The 22,971-nt window shown below is 38.9% G+C and carries 21 protein-coding genes; 8 read left to right on the top strand and 13 right to left on the bottom strand.

Annotated features, from left to right (window positions below; genetic code table 11):
- Positions 1-224: 224 nt before the first annotated feature.
- Positions 225-1,019 carry a hypothetical protein gene (locus DIZ80_08270; protein RDH82285.1) on the bottom strand — a complete coding sequence of 265 codons (795 nt, stop codon included), beginning with the start codon at positions 1,017-1,019 and terminating at the stop codon, positions 225-227.
- Positions 1,020-1,098: 79 nt separating this feature from the next.
- On the opposite strand from DIZ80_08270, the gene DIZ80_08275 reads away from it, so the two are divergent.
- Together DIZ80_08275 and DIZ80_08280 are read left to right on the top strand one after the other, a co-directional pair.
- Positions 1,099-3,162 (top strand): thioredoxin domain-containing protein, encoded by a 2,064-nt coding sequence (locus DIZ80_08275; GenBank protein RDH82286.1) that lies wholly within the window; start codon positions 1,099-1,101, stop codon positions 3,160-3,162.
- Entirely contained in the window at positions 3,159-3,533 is a 375-nt protein-coding gene (locus tag DIZ80_08280) for a hypothetical protein (GenBank protein ID RDH82287.1), read from the top strand. Before DIZ80_08275 ends, DIZ80_08280 begins: the two co-directional genes overlap by 4 nt.
- Before the next feature lie 128 nt (positions 3,534-3,661).
- Here DIZ80_08280 and DIZ80_08285 read toward each other — a convergent pair whose 3' ends face one another.
- Positions 3,662-4,291 carry a hypothetical protein gene (locus tag DIZ80_08285; GenBank protein RDH82288.1) on the bottom strand — a complete coding sequence of 210 codons (630 nt, stop codon included), beginning with the start codon at positions 4,289-4,291 and terminating at the stop codon, positions 3,662-3,664.
- Positions 4,292-4,539: 248 nt separating this feature from the next.
- On the opposite strand from DIZ80_08285, the gene DIZ80_08290 reads away from it, so the two are divergent.
- Positions 4,540-4,782: a hypothetical protein gene (locus tag DIZ80_08290; protein RDH82289.1), complete on the top strand. Its 243-nt coding sequence runs from the start codon at positions 4,540-4,542 to the stop codon at positions 4,780-4,782.
- Positions 4,783-4,896: 114 nt separating this feature from the next.
- Here DIZ80_08290 and DIZ80_08295 read toward each other — a convergent pair whose 3' ends face one another.
- From DIZ80_08295 to DIZ80_08330, 8 genes are all read right to left on the bottom strand, one after another.
- Positions 4,897-5,475: a hypothetical protein gene (locus DIZ80_08295; protein ID RDH82290.1), complete on the bottom strand. Its 579-nt coding sequence runs from the start codon at positions 5,473-5,475 to the stop codon at positions 4,897-4,899.
- Between the two features lie 252 nt (positions 5,476-5,727).
- Positions 5,728-6,561 (bottom strand): hypothetical protein, encoded by an 834-nt coding sequence (locus DIZ80_08300; GenBank protein ID RDH82291.1) that lies wholly within the window; start codon positions 6,559-6,561, stop codon positions 5,728-5,730.
- A complete protein-coding gene (locus DIZ80_08305; protein ID RDH82292.1) occupies positions 6,536-6,730 on the bottom strand; it encodes a CPXCG motif-containing cysteine-rich protein in 195 nt (64 codons plus the stop codon). Before DIZ80_08305 ends, DIZ80_08300 begins: the two co-directional genes overlap by 26 nt.
- The gene (locus DIZ80_08310; protein RDH82293.1) at positions 6,730-7,962 is read right to left on the bottom strand and encodes a type IV pili twitching motility protein PilT; all 1,233 of its coding nucleotides are present in this window, start codon (positions 7,960-7,962) and stop codon (positions 6,730-6,732) included. The genes DIZ80_08305 and DIZ80_08310 overlap by 1 nt, the downstream gene beginning before the upstream one ends.
- A 146-nt stretch (positions 7,963-8,108) precedes the next feature.
- Entirely contained in the window at positions 8,109-8,522 is a 414-nt protein-coding gene (locus tag DIZ80_08315) for a hypothetical protein (protein ID RDH82294.1), read from the bottom strand.
- A gap of 58 nt (positions 8,523-8,580) precedes the next feature.
- The gene (locus DIZ80_08320) at positions 8,581-8,958 is read right to left on the bottom strand and encodes a hypothetical protein (GenBank protein ID RDH82295.1); all 378 of its coding nucleotides are present in this window, start codon (positions 8,956-8,958) and stop codon (positions 8,581-8,583) included.
- Between the two features lie 32 nt (positions 8,959-8,990).
- A complete protein-coding gene (locus tag DIZ80_08325) occupies positions 8,991-9,815 on the bottom strand; it encodes a methyltransferase type 11 (protein RDH82296.1) in 825 nt (274 codons plus the stop codon).
- Between the two features lie 245 nt (positions 9,816-10,060).
- The gene (locus DIZ80_08330) at positions 10,061-10,666 is read right to left on the bottom strand and encodes a carboxymuconolactone decarboxylase (GenBank protein ID RDH82297.1); all 606 of its coding nucleotides are present in this window, start codon (positions 10,664-10,666) and stop codon (positions 10,061-10,063) included.
- Between the two features lie 188 nt (positions 10,667-10,854).
- Between DIZ80_08330 and DIZ80_08335 the strand changes: the two genes are divergently transcribed.
- Complete coding sequence (locus tag DIZ80_08335; protein ID RDH82298.1) at positions 10,855-11,538, top strand: transcriptional regulator; 684 nt, start codon at positions 10,855-10,857, stop codon at positions 11,536-11,538.
- A gap of 138 nt (positions 11,539-11,676) precedes the next feature.
- Positions 11,677-12,456: a hypothetical protein gene (locus DIZ80_08340; protein ID RDH82299.1), complete on the top strand. Its 780-nt coding sequence runs from the start codon at positions 11,677-11,679 to the stop codon at positions 12,454-12,456.
- Between the two features lie 148 nt (positions 12,457-12,604).
- On the opposite strand, the gene DIZ80_08345 is transcribed toward DIZ80_08340, so the two are convergent.
- Positions 12,605-13,264: a Crp/Fnr family transcriptional regulator gene (locus DIZ80_08345; protein ID RDH82300.1), complete on the bottom strand. Its 660-nt coding sequence runs from the start codon at positions 13,262-13,264 to the stop codon at positions 12,605-12,607.
- A gap of 122 nt (positions 13,265-13,386) precedes the next feature.
- Here DIZ80_08345 and DIZ80_08350 point away from each other — a divergent pair, with 122 nt between their 5' ends.
- Both DIZ80_08350 and DIZ80_08355 read left to right on the top strand, forming a co-directional pair.
- Complete coding sequence (locus DIZ80_08350) at positions 13,387-15,960, top strand: hypothetical protein (protein ID RDH82301.1); 2,574 nt, start codon at positions 13,387-13,389, stop codon at positions 15,958-15,960.
- Positions 15,961-15,970: 10 nt separating this feature from the next.
- Positions 15,971-18,322 (top strand): DNA polymerase II, encoded by a 2,352-nt coding sequence (locus DIZ80_08355; GenBank protein RDH82302.1) that lies wholly within the window; start codon positions 15,971-15,973, stop codon positions 18,320-18,322.
- Between the two features lie 75 nt (positions 18,323-18,397).
- On the opposite strand, the gene DIZ80_08360 is transcribed toward DIZ80_08355, so the two are convergent.
- Entirely contained in the window at positions 18,398-19,057 is a 660-nt protein-coding gene (locus DIZ80_08360; GenBank protein ID RDH82303.1) for a hypothetical protein, read from the bottom strand.
- A 59-nt stretch (positions 19,058-19,116) separates the two neighbouring features.
- A complete protein-coding gene (locus DIZ80_08365) occupies positions 19,117-20,613 on the bottom strand; it encodes a dynamin family protein (GenBank protein RDH82304.1) in 1,497 nt (498 codons plus the stop codon).
- Between the two features lie 525 nt (positions 20,614-21,138).
- Here DIZ80_08365 and DIZ80_08370 point away from each other — a divergent pair.
- Positions 21,139-22,956 (top strand): ATP-dependent RNA helicase, encoded by a 1,818-nt coding sequence (locus DIZ80_08370; protein ID RDH82305.1) that lies wholly within the window; start codon positions 21,139-21,141, stop codon positions 22,954-22,956.
- Positions 22,957-22,971: the final 15 nt, after the last annotated feature.

Consider the following 22,971-nt stretch of genomic DNA (forward strand, 5'->3'; position numbering starts at 1 on the left):
TTATAAAACGTTTTTCAGTAACCTGTAAAGCGCTTTCTTTAACTTTCCTTGCCGTCTTTTTCGTTTAACCTTTCAGCTAACGACCCGTTTGCCTTAACGAGGAGGCGCATTCTACAGCTTTGATTCTAACCGTCAACACCTTTTTTAGACTTTTCTAATAAAAGTTTTTCACTCTTCTTTTCAATAACTTAGAAACACTATAAATAAAGCCTTATAAGTTCTTTCTAGTCGTATTTCCCATAATGACAATGCATCAGATAACAGGCCCTTAACCCATGCAATAACAGCAGCCATGACAGATATATCCATATCAACAGGAACAGCAGCGCACTAAACGAACCATATAATGTACTGTATGTTTCATTTAACACGGTATATTGCACAAACATCCATTTAGCTACATGCCAGACCAGTGAAACAACAAATGAGACCTTCAATGCTATACGTACATTTATCTGCATATTTGGCGAGACTTTGAATAACACGAAAAACAGCATCCAGATCATAAAATACGACAAAATAGCAAACTCACCCAAAACCGAATGACCTTCACCTGTTATCTGCTGAATATAATCTGACAGGTAAAATGACACTCCGAGAGTCGCAGGCATCAGGAAAGCCAGTATCAGATAGGTTGCAATGCTATGCAGAAAACTGTGATTAGGCACCAGAAAGATTTTATTAACTACATACTGGTAATTTCGATAGAATAAAACAGATGCAAAAACGATATATACCAGCCCCATACTACCCATGCGCCCGGCATTACTCATAAACCCCTCAAGATAATTAGTAATGGTTTCCGCATGCGAGGGAATCAGACTCTCAACCAGGAAGACCTTAACCAGGTCAAAGTATTCCTGAAAAACTCCTAATTGATGCAATATAAAAAATAACACCCATAACATAGGAATTATTGACAACACACTATAAAAACTCAGGCTAGCTGCAAAGAAACTAATATCATCATCAAGAATTGAAAATAACTTACCTAACCAGTACTGTATTTTACTTCTCATATCACTATAGAATTTATGTCATTATTATTTTAAGTCACAGTATAGTCATAACTCAGCCAGCGGACACCACAGATTAGACATGAACAACCCTGATAATAACCTTCAAAATGAAACCAGCCCATACCTCCTGCAACATGCAGACAACCCTGTTAACTGGTATCCGTGGAATAATCACTCTCTTGAATTAGCCAAAAGCCAAAATAAACCCATTTTACTTTCTATTGGGTATTCCGCCTGCCACTGGTGCCATGTAATGGCACATGAATCATTTGAAGACACTAAAACTGCCCGCATAATGAATCAAAATTTCATTAATATAAAAGTGGACCGTGAAGAACGACCTGATCTGGATAAGATATACCAGACTGCACATTCACTACTCACTTCTCGTGCGGGAGGCTGGCCATTAACTGTTTTTTTATCCCCTCAAAACCAGATGCCTTTTTTTGCAGGCACTTACTTTCCTGATAAACCCCGCTACAACATGCCAGCGTTTAGCGAAATCATGCACATGGTTACTGACGCCTATAAAAACAAACAGGATGAAATACAAAAACAGGATATTTCAATTCAGGATATTTTAAAAAATTCTTCTACGTACGCATCTACAAACGTTGTATTAAATTCTCTCCCGTTAGATCTTGCACGTAAACAACTGGAAAGCGCCTTTGACACTGAAACGGGAGGGTTCAGTGACGCCCCCAAATTTCCTCACCCTGACATGCTTGAACATTGCCTACGATATTATCTATTTCTAAAGTCTCAGGGAAAAAATGATTCTAAATCATTACATATGCTCGCCCTCTCATTGGACAAAATGGCACTCGGTGGTTTTCAGGATCAAATTGGAGGTGGATTTTTTCGTTATTCAACCGATGAATACTGGATGGTTCCTCATTTTGAAAAAATGCTTTACGACAATGCCCAGTTACTTAATTTATATACACAGGCATATCTGGTTACACACAATACGTTATACAAACAAACAATAGAATCAACAGCCGACTGGATAATACGTGAAATACAAACCAGTGAAGGCGGTTATTGCTCAGCTCTGGATGCAGACACGGAAAAAGTTGAAGGCAAAACTTATTTATGGACACCCCAACAAATTAAAGACGCATTAACTGATGAAGAATTTAACGTTTTCGAGAAAAAATATAACCTGGCTGAAAAACCCAATTTAGAAGACAGCTGGCATTTACACAGCAATATTGAAGACAAAACTTTAGCTGATGCCTTAAACATGGAGAAAACAAAAGTAGAGTTAACCCTTCAATCTGCGAGACAAAAATTACTATCCATTAGAAATACACGCTCCCAGCCGGGAAGAGATGACAAGATTTTGTGTGCATGGAACGCACTTATGGTTCGCGGCATGGCACAGGCCGGAAGAAGACTAAACAACCCGTCATATATATCTTCTGCCTTTACTTCAGCTGAATTCATTTACAACACTTTATGGAAAGACAAAAGACTGCTTGTTAGCTATAAAGATGGCAAAGCACATTTAAATGCATACCTTGATGACTATGCTTATTTATTACAGGGCATTCTCGAGCTACTTCAATGCCAATGGAGCAACAAATATTATGAATGGGCGATTGAAATAGCCGATAGCCTGCTCACTTATTTTGAAGATAACGAACAGGGCGGCTTTTTCTTTACCAGTCACGATCATGAGCAATTACTTTATCGCAGCAAGACATTTTCTGATGACGCTATGCCAAATGGAAATGCGGTTGCCGCTAGCGCCCTAATACAATTAGGCCTGCTAAGCGGCAATACAAAATACCTGCAGGCTGCAGAGCAAACCATCCGCAGCTGTTACTCAGCTCTCAGCGAACAGGCTATTTCTCACTGCAGTTTATTACATGCTCTGGAGCTTTACTTGAAACCCGGGCTGATTATTGTTCTACGAGGCACTGAAACCGGCTTGAAAAAATGGCAACAAATAACAAACCGTCAATTTATTCCTCAACTAACCTGCGTTGCAATTAATAACGATATTGCACCAAGCAACTCATTGAACGATAAAAAACCCAACGGTGATATCTGCGCCTATATATGCGAAGGCACATCGTGTTTACCCGTTATCACTCATATTGGTGATTTTAAAAATTACATTCAAGGACTGTCATGAACTTAATCAGTCATTATAAGAATATAAAAGCATACGTAACCCGGGACGGTTCGGAAATTCGTGAACTTATGCACCCGGACACACAGGGAAATAAATTACAAAGCCTTGCGGAAGCTATTGTCAAACCAGGGGAAATCACTTTATTACACAAGCATATTAAAAGTGAGGAAATCTACTTTATTCTTCAGGGAGAAGGCAGCATGACTCTGGGCAATGAAACCATACAGGTTAATAACGGAGACAGTATCTGTATAACACCGGGTACAAAACACAATATCAGAAACACAGGTAATGAAGATTTAAAAATCCTGTGCTGCTGCTCACCTGCTTACTCACATGATGATACAGAAATCGCACAGGGTGCCATATAAAATCGAATATACTACTCAACACTCTATAAACACTTTATAACAACCATAAAAAAAACCCCGAAAAACGGGGCTTTTTTATTTCACTTAACATGTCCCGAATTAATCAGAACTAATCCGGACAATAAAAGCTACTGACTCATCACTGCCTGAACCGAACCAACCGTTCTAATCCATGGCTGCGTTTCAAGCCCCTGTAAACTTTCAAGAGCCTGCTCAGCTTCAGCTTTAGATCCATACACACCAGACATCAAAACAAACCACACTTTTCCGTCGACTGTAGTTTCTGCAACCCATTCATCAGAAAGCTGATTTTGCTGTGCAAAATAGTTTAACTGATCCATAGAACTTGAAGCAACGACCTGCACTGCAAACATACCTGCAGGCTGCTCTGCCAGACTACCACTTACTGCAACAGCCTCTGGCTCTTCTTCTATAATTTCCAGTTCAGGCTCAGCCATTGGTTCTTCCATTGGCTCCTCAACAACCGCCTCTGATTCAACCATCGCCGTGTCTTCTTCAGCAGCAACGAAACCTACGGGCTCAATTGTTTCTTCTTCCTGATACGCTGGCTCAATTTGATCAATTGCCAGAGGTTCCGGCTCAGCATTCTGCTCAGCTCTGCTATCCCAGGGTGATGATGACTCACTCCATGGAGATGGCTTTGATGAACAGGCAGCTAGTGCCACAGTGCCCGCAAGCACAAGGGTAATCGGTAATATTTTTTTGCTTATTAGAGTCAATGTCCTATCCTCTGTCATTTTTTGTTGTTGCAAACCAGATAAAGCCCTTAAGTCACTAAATTGCTATTTAGCGTCTTTATTTAAATTTTAGCCTTAAAATATAGCTGTATCACATTATTTTACATACGAATATTAGGGAGTCTAGCTCATAAATGCCCGTTAAAAAAGCCGATTAGTTCAAATACTTCATTAAAATTACATTTTATAAAAAAATCCTCGAGATAACCTACACTCAATACTCAGAAAATTTTTCCAGGAGAATATAAATGAGCACCCCCGAATGCCCTCAAAAAAGCCCTTATTTTGTTGAATTAGAACCCGGCACTTCCTACTGGTGGTGCTCCTGTGGAAAATCAAAATCACAGCCCTTTTGCGATGGCTCGCACAAAGGCAGTGAGTTCGTGCCGGTAGAAGTCACCGTTACAGAAAAGAAAACGGTCAGTCTTTGTGGCTGCAAACAGAGTAAAAATACACCAATCTGCGATGGCTCCCATAACAAGATAAGTTAATATCATCTAACTCATCCCTGATATATACCCCTCATTACTATAAAAACAGGGCATAAAAAAGCCCCTTTGTATTTCTACAAAGGGGCTTTTTAAGTAACAATCATGAAGATCTATTTAGCGAACCAACTTCTGCACCGAACCCACACTTCTAATCCATGGAGCATCCTTCAGACTAGGTGCAATCTCATCACGTGCTGCAACTGCAGATGAATGATCAGGGTAAATATCAAGCAATAACACATGCCAGATAACACCGTCTCTCTCTGTTGCTACTATATATTGTGTAGAAACATGATTTTCCTCGGCAAAGCGAATCACACGATCAATATCAACCGATGCCATTAACTGCATCGTATAATAACTGGCCGGCTGATCCATGATAGAACCTTCTTCTGATACAGCTTCTGCAACCGCTTCAACAGGCTCAGGTTCTGCCGCAGCTTCTGGCGCAAAACTTTCTACCGACTCCGTCTGATAACTTAATTCCACTTCACTTGCTGAATCAGCTGGCATTTCAAGATCTGCTTTATACGTTTCAGCCGCAGGCGCTTCAGGCTCAGCATTTCGTCGCTGATCCCAGACTGACTCACTCTTCGTCCAGGGAGCCGGCTCACTAGAGCAGGCATTTAACGCAAAAGCCACGCCGACAAGACCCAGTAATTTGAATAATGGATTAATTCGCTTAATTTTCACTGTAGATCCTCGTTTTTAGTATTTATTATTAATAATAAGTTTAGCTGATTATAGACCATTCTTAAAGTATTACATTAACATCGCCCACGAGAACCAACTAAACAGTATGTTTTATAAATTTCAAACTTTAATTTTTTACCACTAATGGAGATAACCCGGAAGGCATAATTTAATGACACAAAACTAAGAACCAGCAAAAAAAACATGAAGCTAAAAATCTTAAAAATTAATAAAATAGCCCATTAAAGTGACTTATCTTGTTTCTGCGATTAAGCGAAAGCCTGTTACTTCATAAGCAACACCCGGTTTATTAGCAGCACGATATCCGGGTCGTATTAAATGAACAGGACAGTGATAAGATCCACCACGTCGAACTTTGGACAGGCCAGTATCTGGCCCTTTTGAATTCCGGGCTGTATATTTTTCATATGCATCCGGCGCATACCAGTCATCAACCCACTCCCAGACATTACCCAGCATATCGTACACACCATATGCATTGGGCTTACGTGATGCTACCGGTTGCTGAACATCGCCTGAGTTATGAATAAACCATGCATAGTCTTCAAGCACATCAATTGATACCGGCCTTAGCTCGTTACTACCTGCTCTGGCTACATATTCCCATTCAACTTCAGAAGGCAGACGATAGCGATACTGCTTATCCAGCTTGTTAATTTCTTCTACAAAACGCTCAGCCATAAACCAGTTAACTGAAACCACAGGCAGGTTTTTCCAGTTATCCTGATTCCAGAACTTTTCTGGGCCGGGTCTGTTTTCCATAACAGATAACCACTGCTGCTGCGTCACTTCTGTTTGCGCCATATAAAAATCATCACTTATTTTTATATTATGTCGTGGCAACTCATCCTTTAACTCATTCTCTTTTGGTTCAGGCACTTCCATTAATGCTGATGCGAAGTCATCCAGCCCCATATAAAAGCTTCCCGCGGGAATTTTTACAAATGTCATTCCCCACTGATTTACCCGCGTTTCCAAAGCGACTGCATTTGCCTGAAAGAAGCACATCAAAATCGCACTGCACAACAACAAGAGTCTTTTACACGTCATCTTCTGTAAACACATTTATCTGTACCTGTTGAGAGTCACCAACCATTATACGAACATTAATGGGCCTACAACATACCTGACAGTCTTCTATATATTGCTGATTTTCACCACAGTCATCTATACCTATTTCAATTAGCTCCCAGCAATACGGACACTGAACTTCCATGTATTCAGGGGAGCGCATTAACCTTTTGAAACGCCATCTGTTTCCAGGTCTGGTAATGCATCATCCGGATCACCCATACTTAAACTAGGCATACTTTCTTCATCTTCACCCTCTTCTTCTGGTTTTTCTTTTTCCATTAAGGACAAACCACCAAAAGAGTCCTCTTCATTCTGTTTCACCCTTTCCTCGGATCCCTCACCAAGTTCAATTTTGAGGCGTAAATTATTTTCAGAATCCGCATTTTTTAATGCTTCATCCATAGAAATTTTGCCCTTTTTATGAAGCTCCAGCAATGCACTATCAAAAGTACACATTCCCATACCTTCTGATTTTTCCATTACTTCCTTAATTTCAGAAACCTCCCCCCTCTTAATCAGCTCTTCTATTCTGGGCGAGTTCAATAAAACTTCAATTGCCGCACAACGCTTATTATCAACCGTTGGTATCAGACGCTGAGATACAAAAGCCTTCAGGTTTAATGATAAATCCTGTAACAATTGTGCATGGCGCTCTTCAGGAAAAAAGTTAATAATTCTATCCAGTGCCTGATTGGCATTATTCGCATGTAATGTAGAAATAGCCAGATGCCCTGTTTCGGCAAAGGCCAGCGCATGCTCCATGGTCTCCTGATCTCGAACCTCACCAATCAATATGACATCGGGTGCCTGACGCAGGGTATTTTTTAATGCATCTTCAAAACTATCCGTATCCACACCCACTTCTCGCTGATTAACAATACAACCTTTATGTGAGTGCACATATTCAATCGGATCTTCGATTGTGATGATATGACCTTTACTATGGGTATTTCGATGATCAATAAGCGCCGCTAAAGAAGTCGATTTACCAGAGCCTGTTCCACCAACAAACAGAATGATACCCCGCTTGACCATAATCACTTTTTTCAATATGTCCGGTAAACCAAGATCTTCACAATTAGGGATTTCCGCATTGATATAGCGAATAACCATTGATACTTCATTACGCTGCTTGAAGATATTGACACGAAAGCGCCCAACACCCGATTCAGATATAGCCAGGTTCATTTCAGGCTTATGCTCAAACTCTGCCTGCTGCTCTTCAGACATAATTTCCATTGCCAGAGACTTCACCCAACCCGGTGGTGCGGCCTTCTTGGATAATGGTGTCATCACACCATTGAACTTGGCGCTAGGCAGGGCTCCGGTTGACAGGTAGAGGTCTGAGCCATCTTTTTCTGCTAACACTTTAAGGTAAGGGCTGATTTTCATTGATGGGGTGTCCTTGGTTTAATTACAACACCTATTGATAATAGTCGATCTATATCAAAATTCACGATGAAACCAGCCTAATAATTGAAGAGATTTCAATATACCAAAATTTATAAAATTAAATTCCTTAATTAAAATATAAAAACTTAATTACTCGCAGGCAAACCCTGCAAAACATTACCTTTTACAGGTGCAGATAAAAAAGTTTTTTTCAATAAAAAGAATGTGAATTCTTCATTTCGATTCCACGCCATCAATGACATGCAACGAGCAAGGAAACAATATTCAAACAAAACCATTGCAGCCGTTCCAATTAACTGCCACCAGTACACCCAGAACATAAACGGTAATTGGGCAATAATTAATAATGAAAAATAAGTTAATCTCACCTGTACAGGGAAAGCAACAAGGCTCTTTTCCCGTAAAATAAAATGCAAAACCTGAATAAAGTTTAAAACAATAACGACATATAAACTTTGTTGATTTCCTGATACAACACCCATTAATAAAAGTGTTGTTACAGCCCAATACCACCAGACGATATTATTAGAAAATTTCATATTATTCTCCTGTTACATCTTACGTCACACCTAAAATTCAGGCATGACGTAATAAACCTTAAAAAGAAAAGGTCTGTCGACCCGCTGTTTGCTCTAGCATGGCTACAGCCCCCATCAATTCTACCTGCTGTAAAATATTATCTTCCGTTAAACCATGTGTTTTGGCACACGGAGGGCAAACACCTATTTTTCCACCATTTTCAATATATGTTTCCAGTAGCTCACTCACGGGCGCAAAACTTTTAGGCACTAATGATCCTGCTGCCCCCTGCTTTGCCAGCTCAACACCTTCCATCGTTAACCAGATTAATACATCTTTTCCTGCAACCAGTGCGCTATTCGCCAAAACCAGCGGGGTCGCCACTCGATCTGTATCACTGCCAAAAGAAGTCAATGTAAACAGATAGTTATTTGATTGTGTATTTTGAGTCGTCATGATTTTATTCCTTTTAATGTATTAATTTATTTTTAAACTTCAGAAAAAATACTATCCGGTTTACGCGCCAGGACAGAAATGCTTTTAACACCATATGTCTCTGTCGCCCCCTGCGCATTATCGGAAATAAAATGATATTCAGGGTTATCTATAACTGTTTCTATAATTAAACCTGCAGATCGAATGGCATCCAGATAATTCTCAACCTGCAATGCACCTCCTATGCATGCTGCCCATAAAGTTGCATCACAGGTAATACCTTCTGGTAACTGCACTTCCGTTACAATGTCCGACAATGCCAGACGGCCACCCGGCTTTAACAGGCGATTAACTTCCATAAACACCTTGTTTTTATTAGGTGCAAGATTAACAACACCATTACTGATAACGACATCGAAACTTTCATCTTCACAGGGTGCAGCCTGTATATAACCTTTCAGATATTTAATATTTTTAAAACCGGATTCTGTTCTTAATGAGTCCGATTTTTTAAGCTGGGCATCTGTCATATCTATACCAACAACTTCACCGTTCTGCCCAACCTGAGTCGCGGCATAAAAAGTATCCATACCCGCTCCACTACCCAGGTCGACCACTTTTTCGCCTGCTTTTATATTCGCCAGGCCAAAGTAATAACCTACCCCAGCAAACGACTCTATCGCCGCTGAGGGAATCATACCCAGATACCTGGCCGGGTAACCCAGACGCTCTGCCATCTGATAGCCCATTTCAAAATGAAAATCACCCTGTGGATTTTCAGCCACATCCTGATACATTTGTTTTACTTTCATCTCAAGATCACTCGCATTAACGTCTGTATTATTTGCCAGGTCTAGTTTTTCTGCTATTGCACTCATTATTGAGTCCTCCATATTGATTTCAAAAATGAATCTACTTAAGACCCTTGTAAAAAATTAACTTACCGGGACCTGCTGTAGAGACTGAGTACAGAATAAGGTTGCAATGAATTTAAAACGCGGAACAAAAGGGAATAAAAAAAAGGACATATGTCCTTTTTTAAAAATCATACAAATAAAATTAATTACACCGTTGGTGTTATATTTAAATCTAGAATATTATCCAGATCCTATCTTTATTAACATCAACCCGTTCTGACATGTTTTCCTTTATGTTTATTACTAATATCTACACTACTTTGTTTTGGGTTCCATCTATATTCAACAAACTCTTCATCAAGAGGAATCTGAATAAGATTATTAGTTAAGTTACTGAATGTTTTTACGCATACCCCCAAAATAACTTCCAGTGCCTGCTCTGCTGTATAACCTGCCGATAAAAAATCCTGTAAATGATCTTTATTGATAACGCCTTTACTATTTGACAGTACACTTGAAAATGTCTGCAATGCTTCAAGTCGCACATCATTAATTCTATCTCTATCTCTAACCGCATTAATCGTATTGGTATCAACTCCCTGCATTTCTGCAAATGCACTATGACCTGCCACACAATAACTGCATTCATTTTCAACACTCACAGCGGCTTGTATAACCTCACGTTCGGTCGGAGTAAAATGTGTTTCACTCATTTGTGTATTAAGCTGCATAAATGCACGTAAAGCCGGTTCTGACTCCGCTAAAGTTGCAAACACATTGGGAACAAAACCCAACATATTTTCAACAGATAGAAGCAATTTGTCAGCGGGAAATTTTGCAGTTTCAGCGGTATAAAGTGGATATGGTTTCATAAGTCACCTGTTCTTTGTATTATTAATAAAAATGTCTTTGTTTTGCTGTAATCAATACTAAGAATTGATGGTATGTACCTCTACTGCAGGAGTTGTAGTGGAGCACTACATTTTATGTAGTAACTCACTAGCATTATTAGAGTTACTAATTTGTTATACTATAACTCCCCCCAAATAAGGAATGCCTTATGGAATATGGTCAGTTTTGCCCTATCGCCAAAGCAACTGAAGTATTAGGAGAGAAGTGGACTATTTTAATCGTTCGTGAAATTCTCATGGGTGGCACACGCTTTAATATGTTACAACGTGGCTTAAGCCTGATATCCCCTACCATGCTTTCAAAGCGACTGGATTCTCTGGAGGAAGCAGGTCTCATTTTAAAACGCAAGATTCCTAATCAGAAGGGTTATGAATACTTTCCAACCAAATCCTGTGAAGAATTGTTACCTATTATCAAAACATTAGGTGATTGGGGAATGCGCTGGGCCAGAGAGAACCTGCCCGACAAAGACTGCGATGTGGAGTTATTAATGCTGTATTTAAAACGCAGCATCAATATCGATAATCTGATAGGCAATCAAACGGTTATCCGGTTTAAATTCACCAACCTAACGGAACATGCCACCTGGTGGATTACAGTTGAAGGTGAAGAGGTTGATATTTGCGACACAGACCCAGGCAAAGATATTGATATTTATTTTACAACCGATGTCAGAACCATGGTAAAAATCTGGATGGGAGATACAACTTACAAACGTGAAATGAAAAACGACACCCTAAAAGTAGTAGGCCATACAGCCCTTGTAAACACCATCAGTTCGTGGATGGCGGATAGCATGTACGCAGATTTGCAACCTGCCAGTGAAATTTAATCCATTCAAGAGACTAACTTTTCAGCTCCAAAACATTATTTTAACTAACTCCATAAAGTGTAGTTAGTTACTACATTTTATGATGTATCCGTTCTATCCGTCTCACTGTATTATTTTTTTAAACAAACTAACGGAGAAATGATCATGAAAAAACTAATGGTTTTACTTTACGGCATCACAAACTACAATCTCGGCTCAGCATCACTTGTTTGCCTGATTGCCTTTCTATTTAATTTCATACCTGAAAACCCCTATCTGAATAGTATTGATTATGGTAATCCGGGTAATACGGCCACCACTATCATAGTTAATCTGTTACTGATCACCCTGTTTGGTTTACAACATAGCATCATGGCCAGACCAAACTTTAAAAAGAAACTGATAAAATTCATTCCCGAACCTGCTGAACGCAGTACATTTATGTTAGTAACTGCGATTGCTGTTTTCATTTTATGCATATTTTGGCAACCCATGACAGGTATTGTATGGCAGGTACAAAATGCTAATCTATATAATGCCATATTAATTACAGGGTTACTTGGGTGGGGCATGGTATTTTACGCCACATTTATTATTAATCATTTTGATTTATTTGGTTTACGTCAGGTCTGGTTATATTTTAAGGGGCAGGAGTACACTCACCTACCATTCACCCAAAGTTCATTGTACAAATATATACGCCACCCCATAATGAGTGGTGTTTTTATAGGTATCTGGCTCACCCCTACAATGACAACAGGTCACTTACTGTTCGCATTAGGTATGTCGGTTTATATTGTTATCGGGGTTTATCATGAAGAAAAAGATCTGGTTAAGATAATCGGCAATCGGTATTTACGTTATATTGATTCAACAGGAAAATTTTTCCCCAAAATGAATACCGATAAAAAAGACCTTACATATAAGCAAGAATTATAATTTCATTAGAACACCATAATTCGACTTAATATAATATCGGATTATGGTGTTAACTTTTTTCATAAAGCATTCTCAGGTGATTTCTATCAAGTAGTATTTGTTGAGGTAACAGTTTTTATCTCGCAAAGTCCGAGATATGATAATTTCATCACCAGGCGGCAGGTAAACTTCGCTCAATTATCATTTGTTTAGCCTGTTTACGAATATAACCACCTTTTTTCAGGTCTTGCATGATTCGACTCACCATCTTACTTGATGCACCGACACGACTAGCCAAATCATTATAGGTCACTGGTTGATCGATTAACCAAATACCATTTTCCTGCTCAACAGCCATTTCCATTAGCGTTCTTGCCACTCGTCCATATACATCCATTAACGCCAGACTGCGTACATTTTCACTTAATGCCCTACAGCGCTGAGTCAATCCCCTGATAATTGCCAATGAAATCTCAGGGTTATCTGTAATAGCCTTTATTAAATCTTTTTTTAATAAAACAGCAAACTGGCAATCTTCAAGTGCCAATACAGAAGCAGATCTTGGCCCATCATCAAAAAGTGATACCTCTCCAAAATACTCACCTTTTGACTGCGTATTTAAAACCACTTCTTTACCCGCATCGTCATTAAGATAAACCTTCACTCGACCTTCGAGAATGATATAGAGTGAATTAGTTTCATCGCCTTCATTTATTAAAATCGTATTCTTAGGATGACGACGAACTGTAAAATGCTTTCCCAGTGAATGAAGCTGCTCCGAGCTTAAAGCAGAAAACAACTGTATATTGTCAAATAAGTCCGTGTCCATTCTTATCCTATTAGTAAAAATTGAAGAAAGGCATATCAAGCAAATAATATTTTTATAGAATACTATGATTTATAATACGTGACACCCCCCTGATTAAAAATATGGATATATCGAGAATTTAAATGAAAAAATGGTTTTTAAACTTTGCCAATGCTGGTTGCCTTGAAACTGATACCGAATCAGAACGCCTTAAAAAGGCTATTCTGGTCACCATACCGACCGGTATTAGTATTGCTGCTATGCTCTGGTCTCTTGCTTATCTATACCTTGAGCGGCCTATTTCAGCGGCAATCCCTGGTGGTTATTCTCTTATCTCTATGATGAGCATTCTGTTATTCATCAAAACTAAATATTATTCTTTTTTTAGATTCAGCCAATTATTTCTTATTTTATGGTTACCGTTCTTATTGCAATGGAGTCTTGGCGGCTTTCATGCTGGAAGTTCGGTTATGGTGTGGGCAATTCTGTCACCCGTAGGTGCACTGATGTTTCACGGAGTTAGACCTGCTATTCCCTGGTTTATTGCTTATCTTTTGCTGACTGTTATCTCGGGTGTTTTTGATAGTTATTTCAAGACCTTAATTGAACCACTATCTACTACAATCATTACTACCTTTTATGTCATGAATCTGGGTACTGCTACATTATTAATGTATGCCGTTGTCAATTATTTTGTAATTGACAACAATCGAATCATTTCTGATGTTTCACGTGAAAAAGAAAAAGCGGAAAATTCAAAAGCAGTTATTGAAGAACAGGCGATAAAACTGATTGAAATGGATCAAATTCGAAGTCGATTCCTTGCTAATGTATCCCATGAATTTAGAACACCTCTTGCATTAACTATCGGCCCTTTGGAGGACGCATTAGAAGGACGCTTCGGTGAGTTCGACAAAATTTTGAATAAACAGTTACAGGTTATATTACGAAATAGTCGACGCTTACTAAGGCTGGTTAATCAGTTACTGGATATAAGTAAAGTTGAAGCCGGCGAAATGAAAGTTAATCTCCAGAACATTGATATCAATCATTTTATCAGGGAAATATCTTTAGCTTTTACACCTTATGCAGAAAGAAAAAACATAGGATTCACAACTGATTTAGGTAACCATCCTATAAATATAAAATTTGATCCGGATAAAATTGAAAAAGTAATCAATAATCTGTTATCTAATGCTGTTAAGTTTACACCCGACAATGGCCGTGTAAGGTTAACACTCAAAGAAAACAATGAAGGCATTGAGATTACACTACGCGACTCAGGCCCGGGCATCGCCAAAAAAGATATTTCTCACATCTTTGATAGATTCTATCAAGTTGACGGATCATCAACACGAGAGCATGAAGGCACTGGAATAGGACTCTCTCTGGTAAAAGAACTTATTGAACTACATCAGGGTACTACCGAAGTAACAAGTGAAACGGGCTTTGGTTCTGAATTTAAAATAACGCTACCATTTAACACAGGTCATAGTACATCAAGCCATAACCCAAATGATGACACTTATAATTTAGACATTGAAATGGCATCTATGGATATCGAATCCATGACAGACATTAAAGCCAATGCTAACCTGGATAAAAAATTAAAGGATACGTACAGCATATTAATTGTCGATGACAATAAAGACATTAGAGATTATTTAAACTCATGCCTTAAGAGCCAATACCATGTAGTTCAAGCTGAAGATGGCATTGAAGGGCTAAAAACGGCTAAACAGTATAATCCTGATTTAATTATCAGCGATATTATGATGCCACGAATGGACGGTTACGAATTCTGCAAATCAATTAAATCAGACATTCAACTAAACCATACTCCTCTTATATTTTTAACCGCTAAAGCATCTGAAGACATGAAAATACAGGGGCTGGAAGTCGGTGCCGATGATTACTTGTCGAAACCATTCAGCGCTAAAGAACTGTTAGCACGTGTCAGTAATCTAATTACCTTACGACAACAGGAAAAACAATTAAAACAGTTAAATCTTGAACTAGAAGGTAAAGTTAAAGATCAACTTGACGAACTAATAACTAACAAACGTCTAAACAGTTATTTTTCTGGAAAAATGCTTCAGCAACTACTTAACAATGAAGAAGCAGCTGCCTTAATTACACGCAGAAAAAAAGTCACTATATTGTTCAGTGACTTATGCAACTTCACTGATCTAACAGACCGCCTTGAATCGGAGCAGACAACTTTAATTCTTAATCAGTATCTAACAGAGATGACTGCATTAGTAGAAAAAAACGGGGGGACTGTAATACAGATAATAGGTGATGCTATTATGGCATTCTTTGGTGCCCCAGAAGAAATGGACGATAAAGTTCAGGCAATTAATGCAATGAATCTTGGAATAGACATGCAAGCTAAAATAAAAAACCTGTCTAACAACTGGTTGTCACAGGGCATTGAATATTCCGCAAATATTCGTATAGGTATTCACCAGGATTTTGTAACTGTAGGTAATTTTGGTTCCAGTCACTTTATGGAATACACAGCTGTAGGCAAGGGCGTCAACCTGGCTAGTCGTTTAGAGACCAGCTGTAACCCTGGAAAGATAAAAGTTAGTTACCCTGTTTACCTGCTCGCCAGAGATGATTTTTCTTTTGGTGAATTATCTGAAGAAATATTTAAAGGTTTCTCGCGAAAAATTAAAGTGTGTGAATACACCCCAAGCCTGATAAATTCATAATACTATCTCTATGCACAAAGCTTTTTTACTAACTCGTCAGGCCTACGACACAAAACACGGCATTCAATTAGAACTCTGGTTTAACTCTGATTCTGGTCCTGTTCAGGTTTTTATAAACCAACAACAAGCTGTCTTTTTTATACAACAATCAAACATTGATCGAGTAGCTCCGTTGCTTTCGAAAAACAGGGCTTATATAAAAAACATTAACCTGTTAGATTTTAAACGCCAACCCATGGCCGCTGTATATTGCAACTCCTTACAGTATTTTTATCGAATAAGAGACCAGCTAAAAGAAAATAACATCCCTGCATTTGAAACAGATATACGGCCGACTGAACGTTTTCTAACTGAACGTTTTATTACAGGGCCTGTAACGCTAAATAACCCGGACAAGTTATCAACACTTACCAACCCTGCAATCAAGGCTGATGACTACAACCCTGTACTGAAGCTAATGTCTTTAGATATTGAGACTTCATATGATACCGACGAATTATTTTCTATTGCTTATATTTGTGACAACATTAAAAAGGTTTTAATAGTCGGCAACAATCAACTCAATAACGATTTAATTCAAACCGTAACTGATGAAAAACAATTACTCACTTTATTCATTCAACATATACATAAATTTGACCCAGATGTATTTATTGGCTGGAATGTTATAAATTTTGATTTTCGCTTTCTACAGAAGAAGGCAGATCAACTTAATGTGCCTTTAAAAATAGGCCGTAATCACTCACTCGTAAAATGGCGCCAACATCATGCTGAAGCAAATCATTATTTCTTACATATCCCGGGAAGAGTGGTACTTGATGGCATAGACACATTAAAAAGTGCAACCTGGCAATTCTCAAGCTTTTCACTTGATAATGTTTCTAATGAATTATTAAACCGCGGAAAACTCATTCAACAACACAACAGTCATGACCCATTATTTAAAGCCAAAGAAATCAAACGTCAATTTTATAAAGACAAAACATCACTGGCAAAATATAACCTCGAAGATTGCCAGCTTGTACTCGATATTTTTAATAAAGCAGAATTAATTCATTTTGCTATTGAACGCGCCCGCTTAACCGGCCTCGAAATGGACAGAGTAGGTGGCTCTGTTGCTGCTTTTGATAATTTATACCTACCACGTTTACACAGAAAAGGTTTTACCGCACCTAACACAGGTGACTATGGGAGCGGCAATACCGCTCCTGGTGGTTACGTAATGAATTCTAAACCGGGGTTATTCAATAGCGTTCTTGTTCTAGATTATAAGAGTCTGTATCCGAGTATTATACGCACATTCAAAGTCGATCCTTATGCGCGAATTGCGGCTAAACAACAAATAGATGATGACATTATTCCCGGTTATGACGGTGCCAGCTTTTCCAAGCAAGAGCATATACTTCCTGAAATCATTGCTGATTTATGGCAGGCAAGAGACAAAGCTAAGCGTGAGAAAAACAAAGCTTTATCTCAGGCAATAAAAATCATTATGAATTCATTCTATGGCGTATTGGGAACTGCTGGTTGTCGCATTCATGATGCACGCCTTACCAGCTCAATCACCAAACGTAGTCACGACATTATTAAACAGTCTGTTAAGTTAATTAATACTCAGGGATATGAGGTTATCTACGGTGATACAGATTCAGTTTTTGTATCATTAGACAAAAGCGTAAAAAACAATGAAGCAAATAAGATTGGCCAGCATCTAATCGATATAATAAATAGCTATTGGAAACAACATTTAAATGAAGATTTCGGTATTGAATCATATCTTGAAATGGAATATGAAACACACTTCAAACGCTTTTTTATGCCGACAATCAGAGGTTCAGAAAAAGGAAGCAAAAAGCGTTATGCCGGTGTTATCAGTACAGATAATGGTGATAAGATTATTTTTAAAGGACTCGAAAATGTTCGCACTGACTGGACACAATTAGCCCGTGATTTTCAGCAGACATTATATTATAAAGTTTTTAATGACGAAGCATACGCTGACTTTATTCGACAAGTCGTCAAACAGTTATCTAATGGCGAATTAGACCATCAGCTCACATATAGAAAACGACTACGACAAAAACTTGATCTCTATCAGAAGAATATACCTCCACATGCTCGTGCGGCTATAAATTCTGAAGCTATATTTAAGCGGGAGGGGAAACCTTCACGTTACCAGAACAAGGGATGGATTGAGTATGTTATGACCTTAAACGGCCCGGAAACACTGGAATGCCAGTCTTCTAAATTAGACTATGAACATTATATTGAAAAACAGCTAACGCCAATAGCGGACAGTATTCTTGCTGCATTAAATGACTCAATGGATAACATACTCAATCGTCAATTTAATTTATTTTAATATTACTCACATCATCCATAAAAAAGGCCGACAACTAATTCGTTATCGGCCTTTTGTTAGAACAATAATTAAACCTTAATATCTACGCGGTCCATAATATGGAGCTGGTTGATAATAAGGATTAGGATTGTAATAAACAGGCGCTCTGGTTGCAGGTTGAGGCATATTCATATTTGGCCCACGATTCCATTGCTGTGATTTAAGCCATTGTTGCTGTTGAGCTTGCATCTGCTTCTTCCATTGAGCCTGTTGAGCTTTCTGCTTCTCAAGCATAGCCTGTTGCTGCTCAAGCATTTGTGCCTGCTGCTTATCACGCATAGCCTGATGTTCTTTAAACCAGGCGGGTTGCTTTGCTTTATCCAGACCAGGGTGATTTTCACTCATTGGAATAGACTGTCTTGATTCCTGCATAGCTTTACGGCGTTCTGCCATCATATCAGCCATTGAATTCTGATTTATCGCCATTGCACTATTTTCAACTGGTGTAACACTCTCAATCGCTGGTGCTGTTGCAACAGCATCAACATCTGAACTTCCAGATGATAAAACAATACCCACTATACCTGTTGCAAACATTGCAACGGTTAGTATTAATGCATATGGTGTTTTATTAGACTGATCTTTTTCAACTACTGTTTCTTCTGATTTACTTTCTTCTTCTGACGGCATAAGTCCCATCTCCTCTAGTTTTTTAGCCACTTTTTCATTACTTTTATCTTTAGCTTTTTTTGTCATAATTTATATCCTCTAAAATATGTAATCATTTAACTTCAATATGGTTAGTTGTTTACCTCTTAAATATCCGCATTAGACGACACGGACATGCTTTCTACTTCTTTATCTACATTCTTTGTATCCATTTTTCCGGATGGCATCGCAAACTGGTCATTTAATTTTTGAATAAATAGATCAGCCTGATTTTTAACTTTCTTTAATGTGTTTTTCGAAAAATAACCCCAACCAATTACCTGCGGCCTGATTATGCTATGAAAGAACTGCGTGTTTTTTATAAATGCTCTTTTAATGCTCGCTTTATATGCATCCGAATATTTACCCGTCATTAATTTTTTAAGCTGCTTAATACCTGCATATTTTCGAGATGTAAAATGTATTACCAGAAGCAGGGAAAAAGCAACTAACGCCCCTGTTAACTGACCACCTGTTGATGAACTCGCCCAATCGACAAGAGACAACAGCACCTCAGTAACCGATATGCTCGCCATCATAAGAGCACCGATAATTAACGTTATTGCAGCAATAACAAAAGCATCACGACGTAAAACACTTCTGCGCCAATCCGATAACATTGAGATTAATTTAGGTAGTTTTTCGTGCTCAATTTCTCGTGCTGTTTTATCTAACGCACCTATAATCCGATACACTCTATCAATATCTATCTGCGCTATTAGATCATTTATTTTATTTAAATCAGTATCACGTTTTTGCTCAAAACGCTTGCGTACAACTTCATCTTCAATAACGACTGCTGCATCCGGATTATAAATTGTATAAAACTTCCCTGCGGTCAGACCTTCTGCAGACAATGCTCTTTGCCATGAGGCGATTACGTCTTCAGGATTATCCTCTCTAACTGTGGCATCAATCTGGTTTAATATATAAACAAACTTATCCGCATTTTTCTGATAAATTTTATCCGCTACCAGATGTTTCAGAGTATCACGCATAGCACCCGGTTCAGGATGGCGAGCATCAAAAAAGATCAGAACCAGATCAGATAAATCAATTATATAATCTGTGATTTTTAATGTTTCAGTTCGTTGATCGTCCGCATCAAAACCTGGTGAATCTATAAAAATCCGACCTTTTGATTTGATATCCGGACAGGTCTTCATTTGCATATAAGTATTAATTCGATCACTTGCACCGGGACAGACTTTCTCAAGCACATCAGCCATGTGATAAAAAGGAAAACGTGGATCCGCTTCCAGTGAAATACCTGGTAATACCCGTGCCTGTTTTTCTGCCGAATAACAAATCACTGTAAATTTATCATCTACAGCCTGTGTACCTGTTTCCTGCAAAGGCGTATTGAGATAGTGATTAATAAAGGTAGATTTACCCGCAGAGAAAGTCCCAAGAACTGAAATCAGCGGCCACCAGGGTATCTGGTTCGCATAAGATTCATCTCGGGCTAACAAACCCATTCGATAACCCACTTTATCAAGCTTTCTAAATTCCTGAACAGCGTTAACCAAAAGAGGGTTTTCAGTAGCCAGATGATTTTCCAGCTGCTCCAGACGTTGCTTTATCTGACTATCCGCTCCAAACATGAACGATTCCAATTTAAATGATTAAAATTAATTGCAGGCTTGAACACGGACACTAAAACAACTGTCTCGCCCTGCATCAATAAATAAATAAAGAACTTTAGTGGATTTTACCCCATAAAAGTTCATTCCCTTTGCTTTATAACAACAGATTCTAATATTAATAGATATTTATAGAGTTTTTAACAAACTATGTTAATTATCTTCAAATAACAGACGAATGACATATATACATGAGATCACTAAGCAATTAAAAATGCTCTATCTACCCCAAATACAGCTTTATACGGCAAAGTGAGGCGGCTTAAACCCTTTGTTGATAATTATGTGCTAAAATACTAATTCAATACTTAGAATAGTTTCCACGGCCTTCCACAGTTAGCATACCCTAAGCAGTAAGCCTGTTGTTTTATTTGTGAACATATTCATGGTATATCGATAGCTCCCCTTAAAAGTGGACTATGCTCACTAATACTGTGTACATGGCTTTCTATTGCCATTACACGCCCTATCATATAGGCAAAACACATGACTACCGACACGGTAACCTCATTCAGTGATTTATCACTGGATAAATCACTTCTTAAATCGATAAAAGACCTGGGTTATGAGACACCTTCAGCTATTCAGGCAGAAGCTATTCCCTTATTAATAGATGGACGAGACATCATTGGTCAGGCACAAACGGGCACGGGTAAGACAGCCGCTTTCGCTCTGCCAATTCTGTCTAATCTCGATTTAAAGCAGAAAGATCCACAGGTTTTAGTTTTAGCACCTACTCGTGAACTTGCTATACAGGTCGCTGAAGCATTCCAGAAATATGCCAAAAATCTGAAAGGCTTCCATGTTCTGCCTGTATACGGCGGACAGGACTACAGAGGTCAGATCAGCGCTCTTAAAAGAGGAGTGCATGTTGTTGTGGGTACACCAGGTCGTGTAATGGATCACATGCGCCGTGGCACAATGAATTTAGAAAATCTCAAAGTACTCGTATTAGATGAAGCCGATGAAATGTTACGCATGGGTTTTATCGATGATGTCGAGTGGGTACTGGAACAAACGCCGAATAGCAGACAAATTGCCCTGTTTTCAGCCACCATGCCACAGCAGATACGTCGAATAGCAACCAAATATCTGAATAACCCAGAACAGGTTACTATCAAACAAAAAACCGCTACTGCCAGCACCATTCGCCAGCGTTTCTGGCCCGTTAGTGGTGTGCACAAACTGGATGCATTAACCCGTATTCTTGAAGCCGAAGAATTTGATGCCATGATTATTTTTGTGCGCACTAAAAATTCAACAGTAGAATTAGCAGACAAACTCGAAGCTCGAGGTTATGCCGCTGCAGCAATCAATGGTGACATTCAACAAAAGCAACGTGAACGCTCTGTTCAAAGCTTAAAAAACGGCAAACTGGATATTCTAGTCGCAACAGACGTTGCAGCCCGCGGACTTGATGTGCCACGCATTAGCCATGTATTAAACTATGACATTCCCCACGATACCGAATCCTATATTCACCGAATTGGCCGTACAGGCCGTGCAGGCCGTGAAGGTGATGCCATTCTTTTCGTAGCTCCTCGCGAAAAACGCTTACTAAGTGCAATCGAACGCGCAACCAAGAAAAGCATCGAGATGATGGAACTACCATCAACTGAACTTATAAATGAGCAGCGTATAGATAAGTTCAAACAACGTATCAGCGAAACACTGGAATCACAGAAGCTGGATGTTTTCCGTAAAATGATTGAAGACTATCAGAAGGAACATGATACACCCGAGCTTGAAATTGCTGCGGCTCTTGCTCACCTTTTACAGGGTCAATCTCCTTTTCTTTTACAGAACAAACCACAAAAGAAAATGGATAAAAGCTGGAAAGACAGCGATCGCTCATCAGACAGAAAACCCTCTCGCCGGGATCGTGAGCGCGACCGGGGTAGAGACCGTGGTGAACGTAATCAGGAAAGAGGCCGTGATCGGTCATCCAGAAGAGATAATCCACCCGCAGAAGACATGGCAAGTTACCGCATAGAAGTCGGTAACAACCACGACGTTAAACCCGGCAATATTGTCGGCGCTATTGCAAATGAAGCCAATCTGGACAGTAAAAATATTGGCCACATAAAAATATATGACGATTACAGTCTGGTAGACCTGCCCGATGGCATGCCGAAAGAAGTTTTTAATGATCTGAAAAAAGTATGGGTCTCGGGACAACAGTTAAAAATTTCACGACTGGTAACAGGTGATGAAAAAAGAACCTTAAAAATTGACAAGAAAAAATCCAAGAACCGAAAACGTGATAAGAAAAATGTCGGTAAGCGTCGTAAGACCAAAAAATAACAGGTTTTAAATCTA

It is taken from the genome of endosymbiont of Galathealinum brachiosum (assembly GCA_003349885.1).
Taxonomy (GTDB): Bacteria; Pseudomonadota; Gammaproteobacteria; order SZUA-229; family SZUA-229; genus SZUA-229.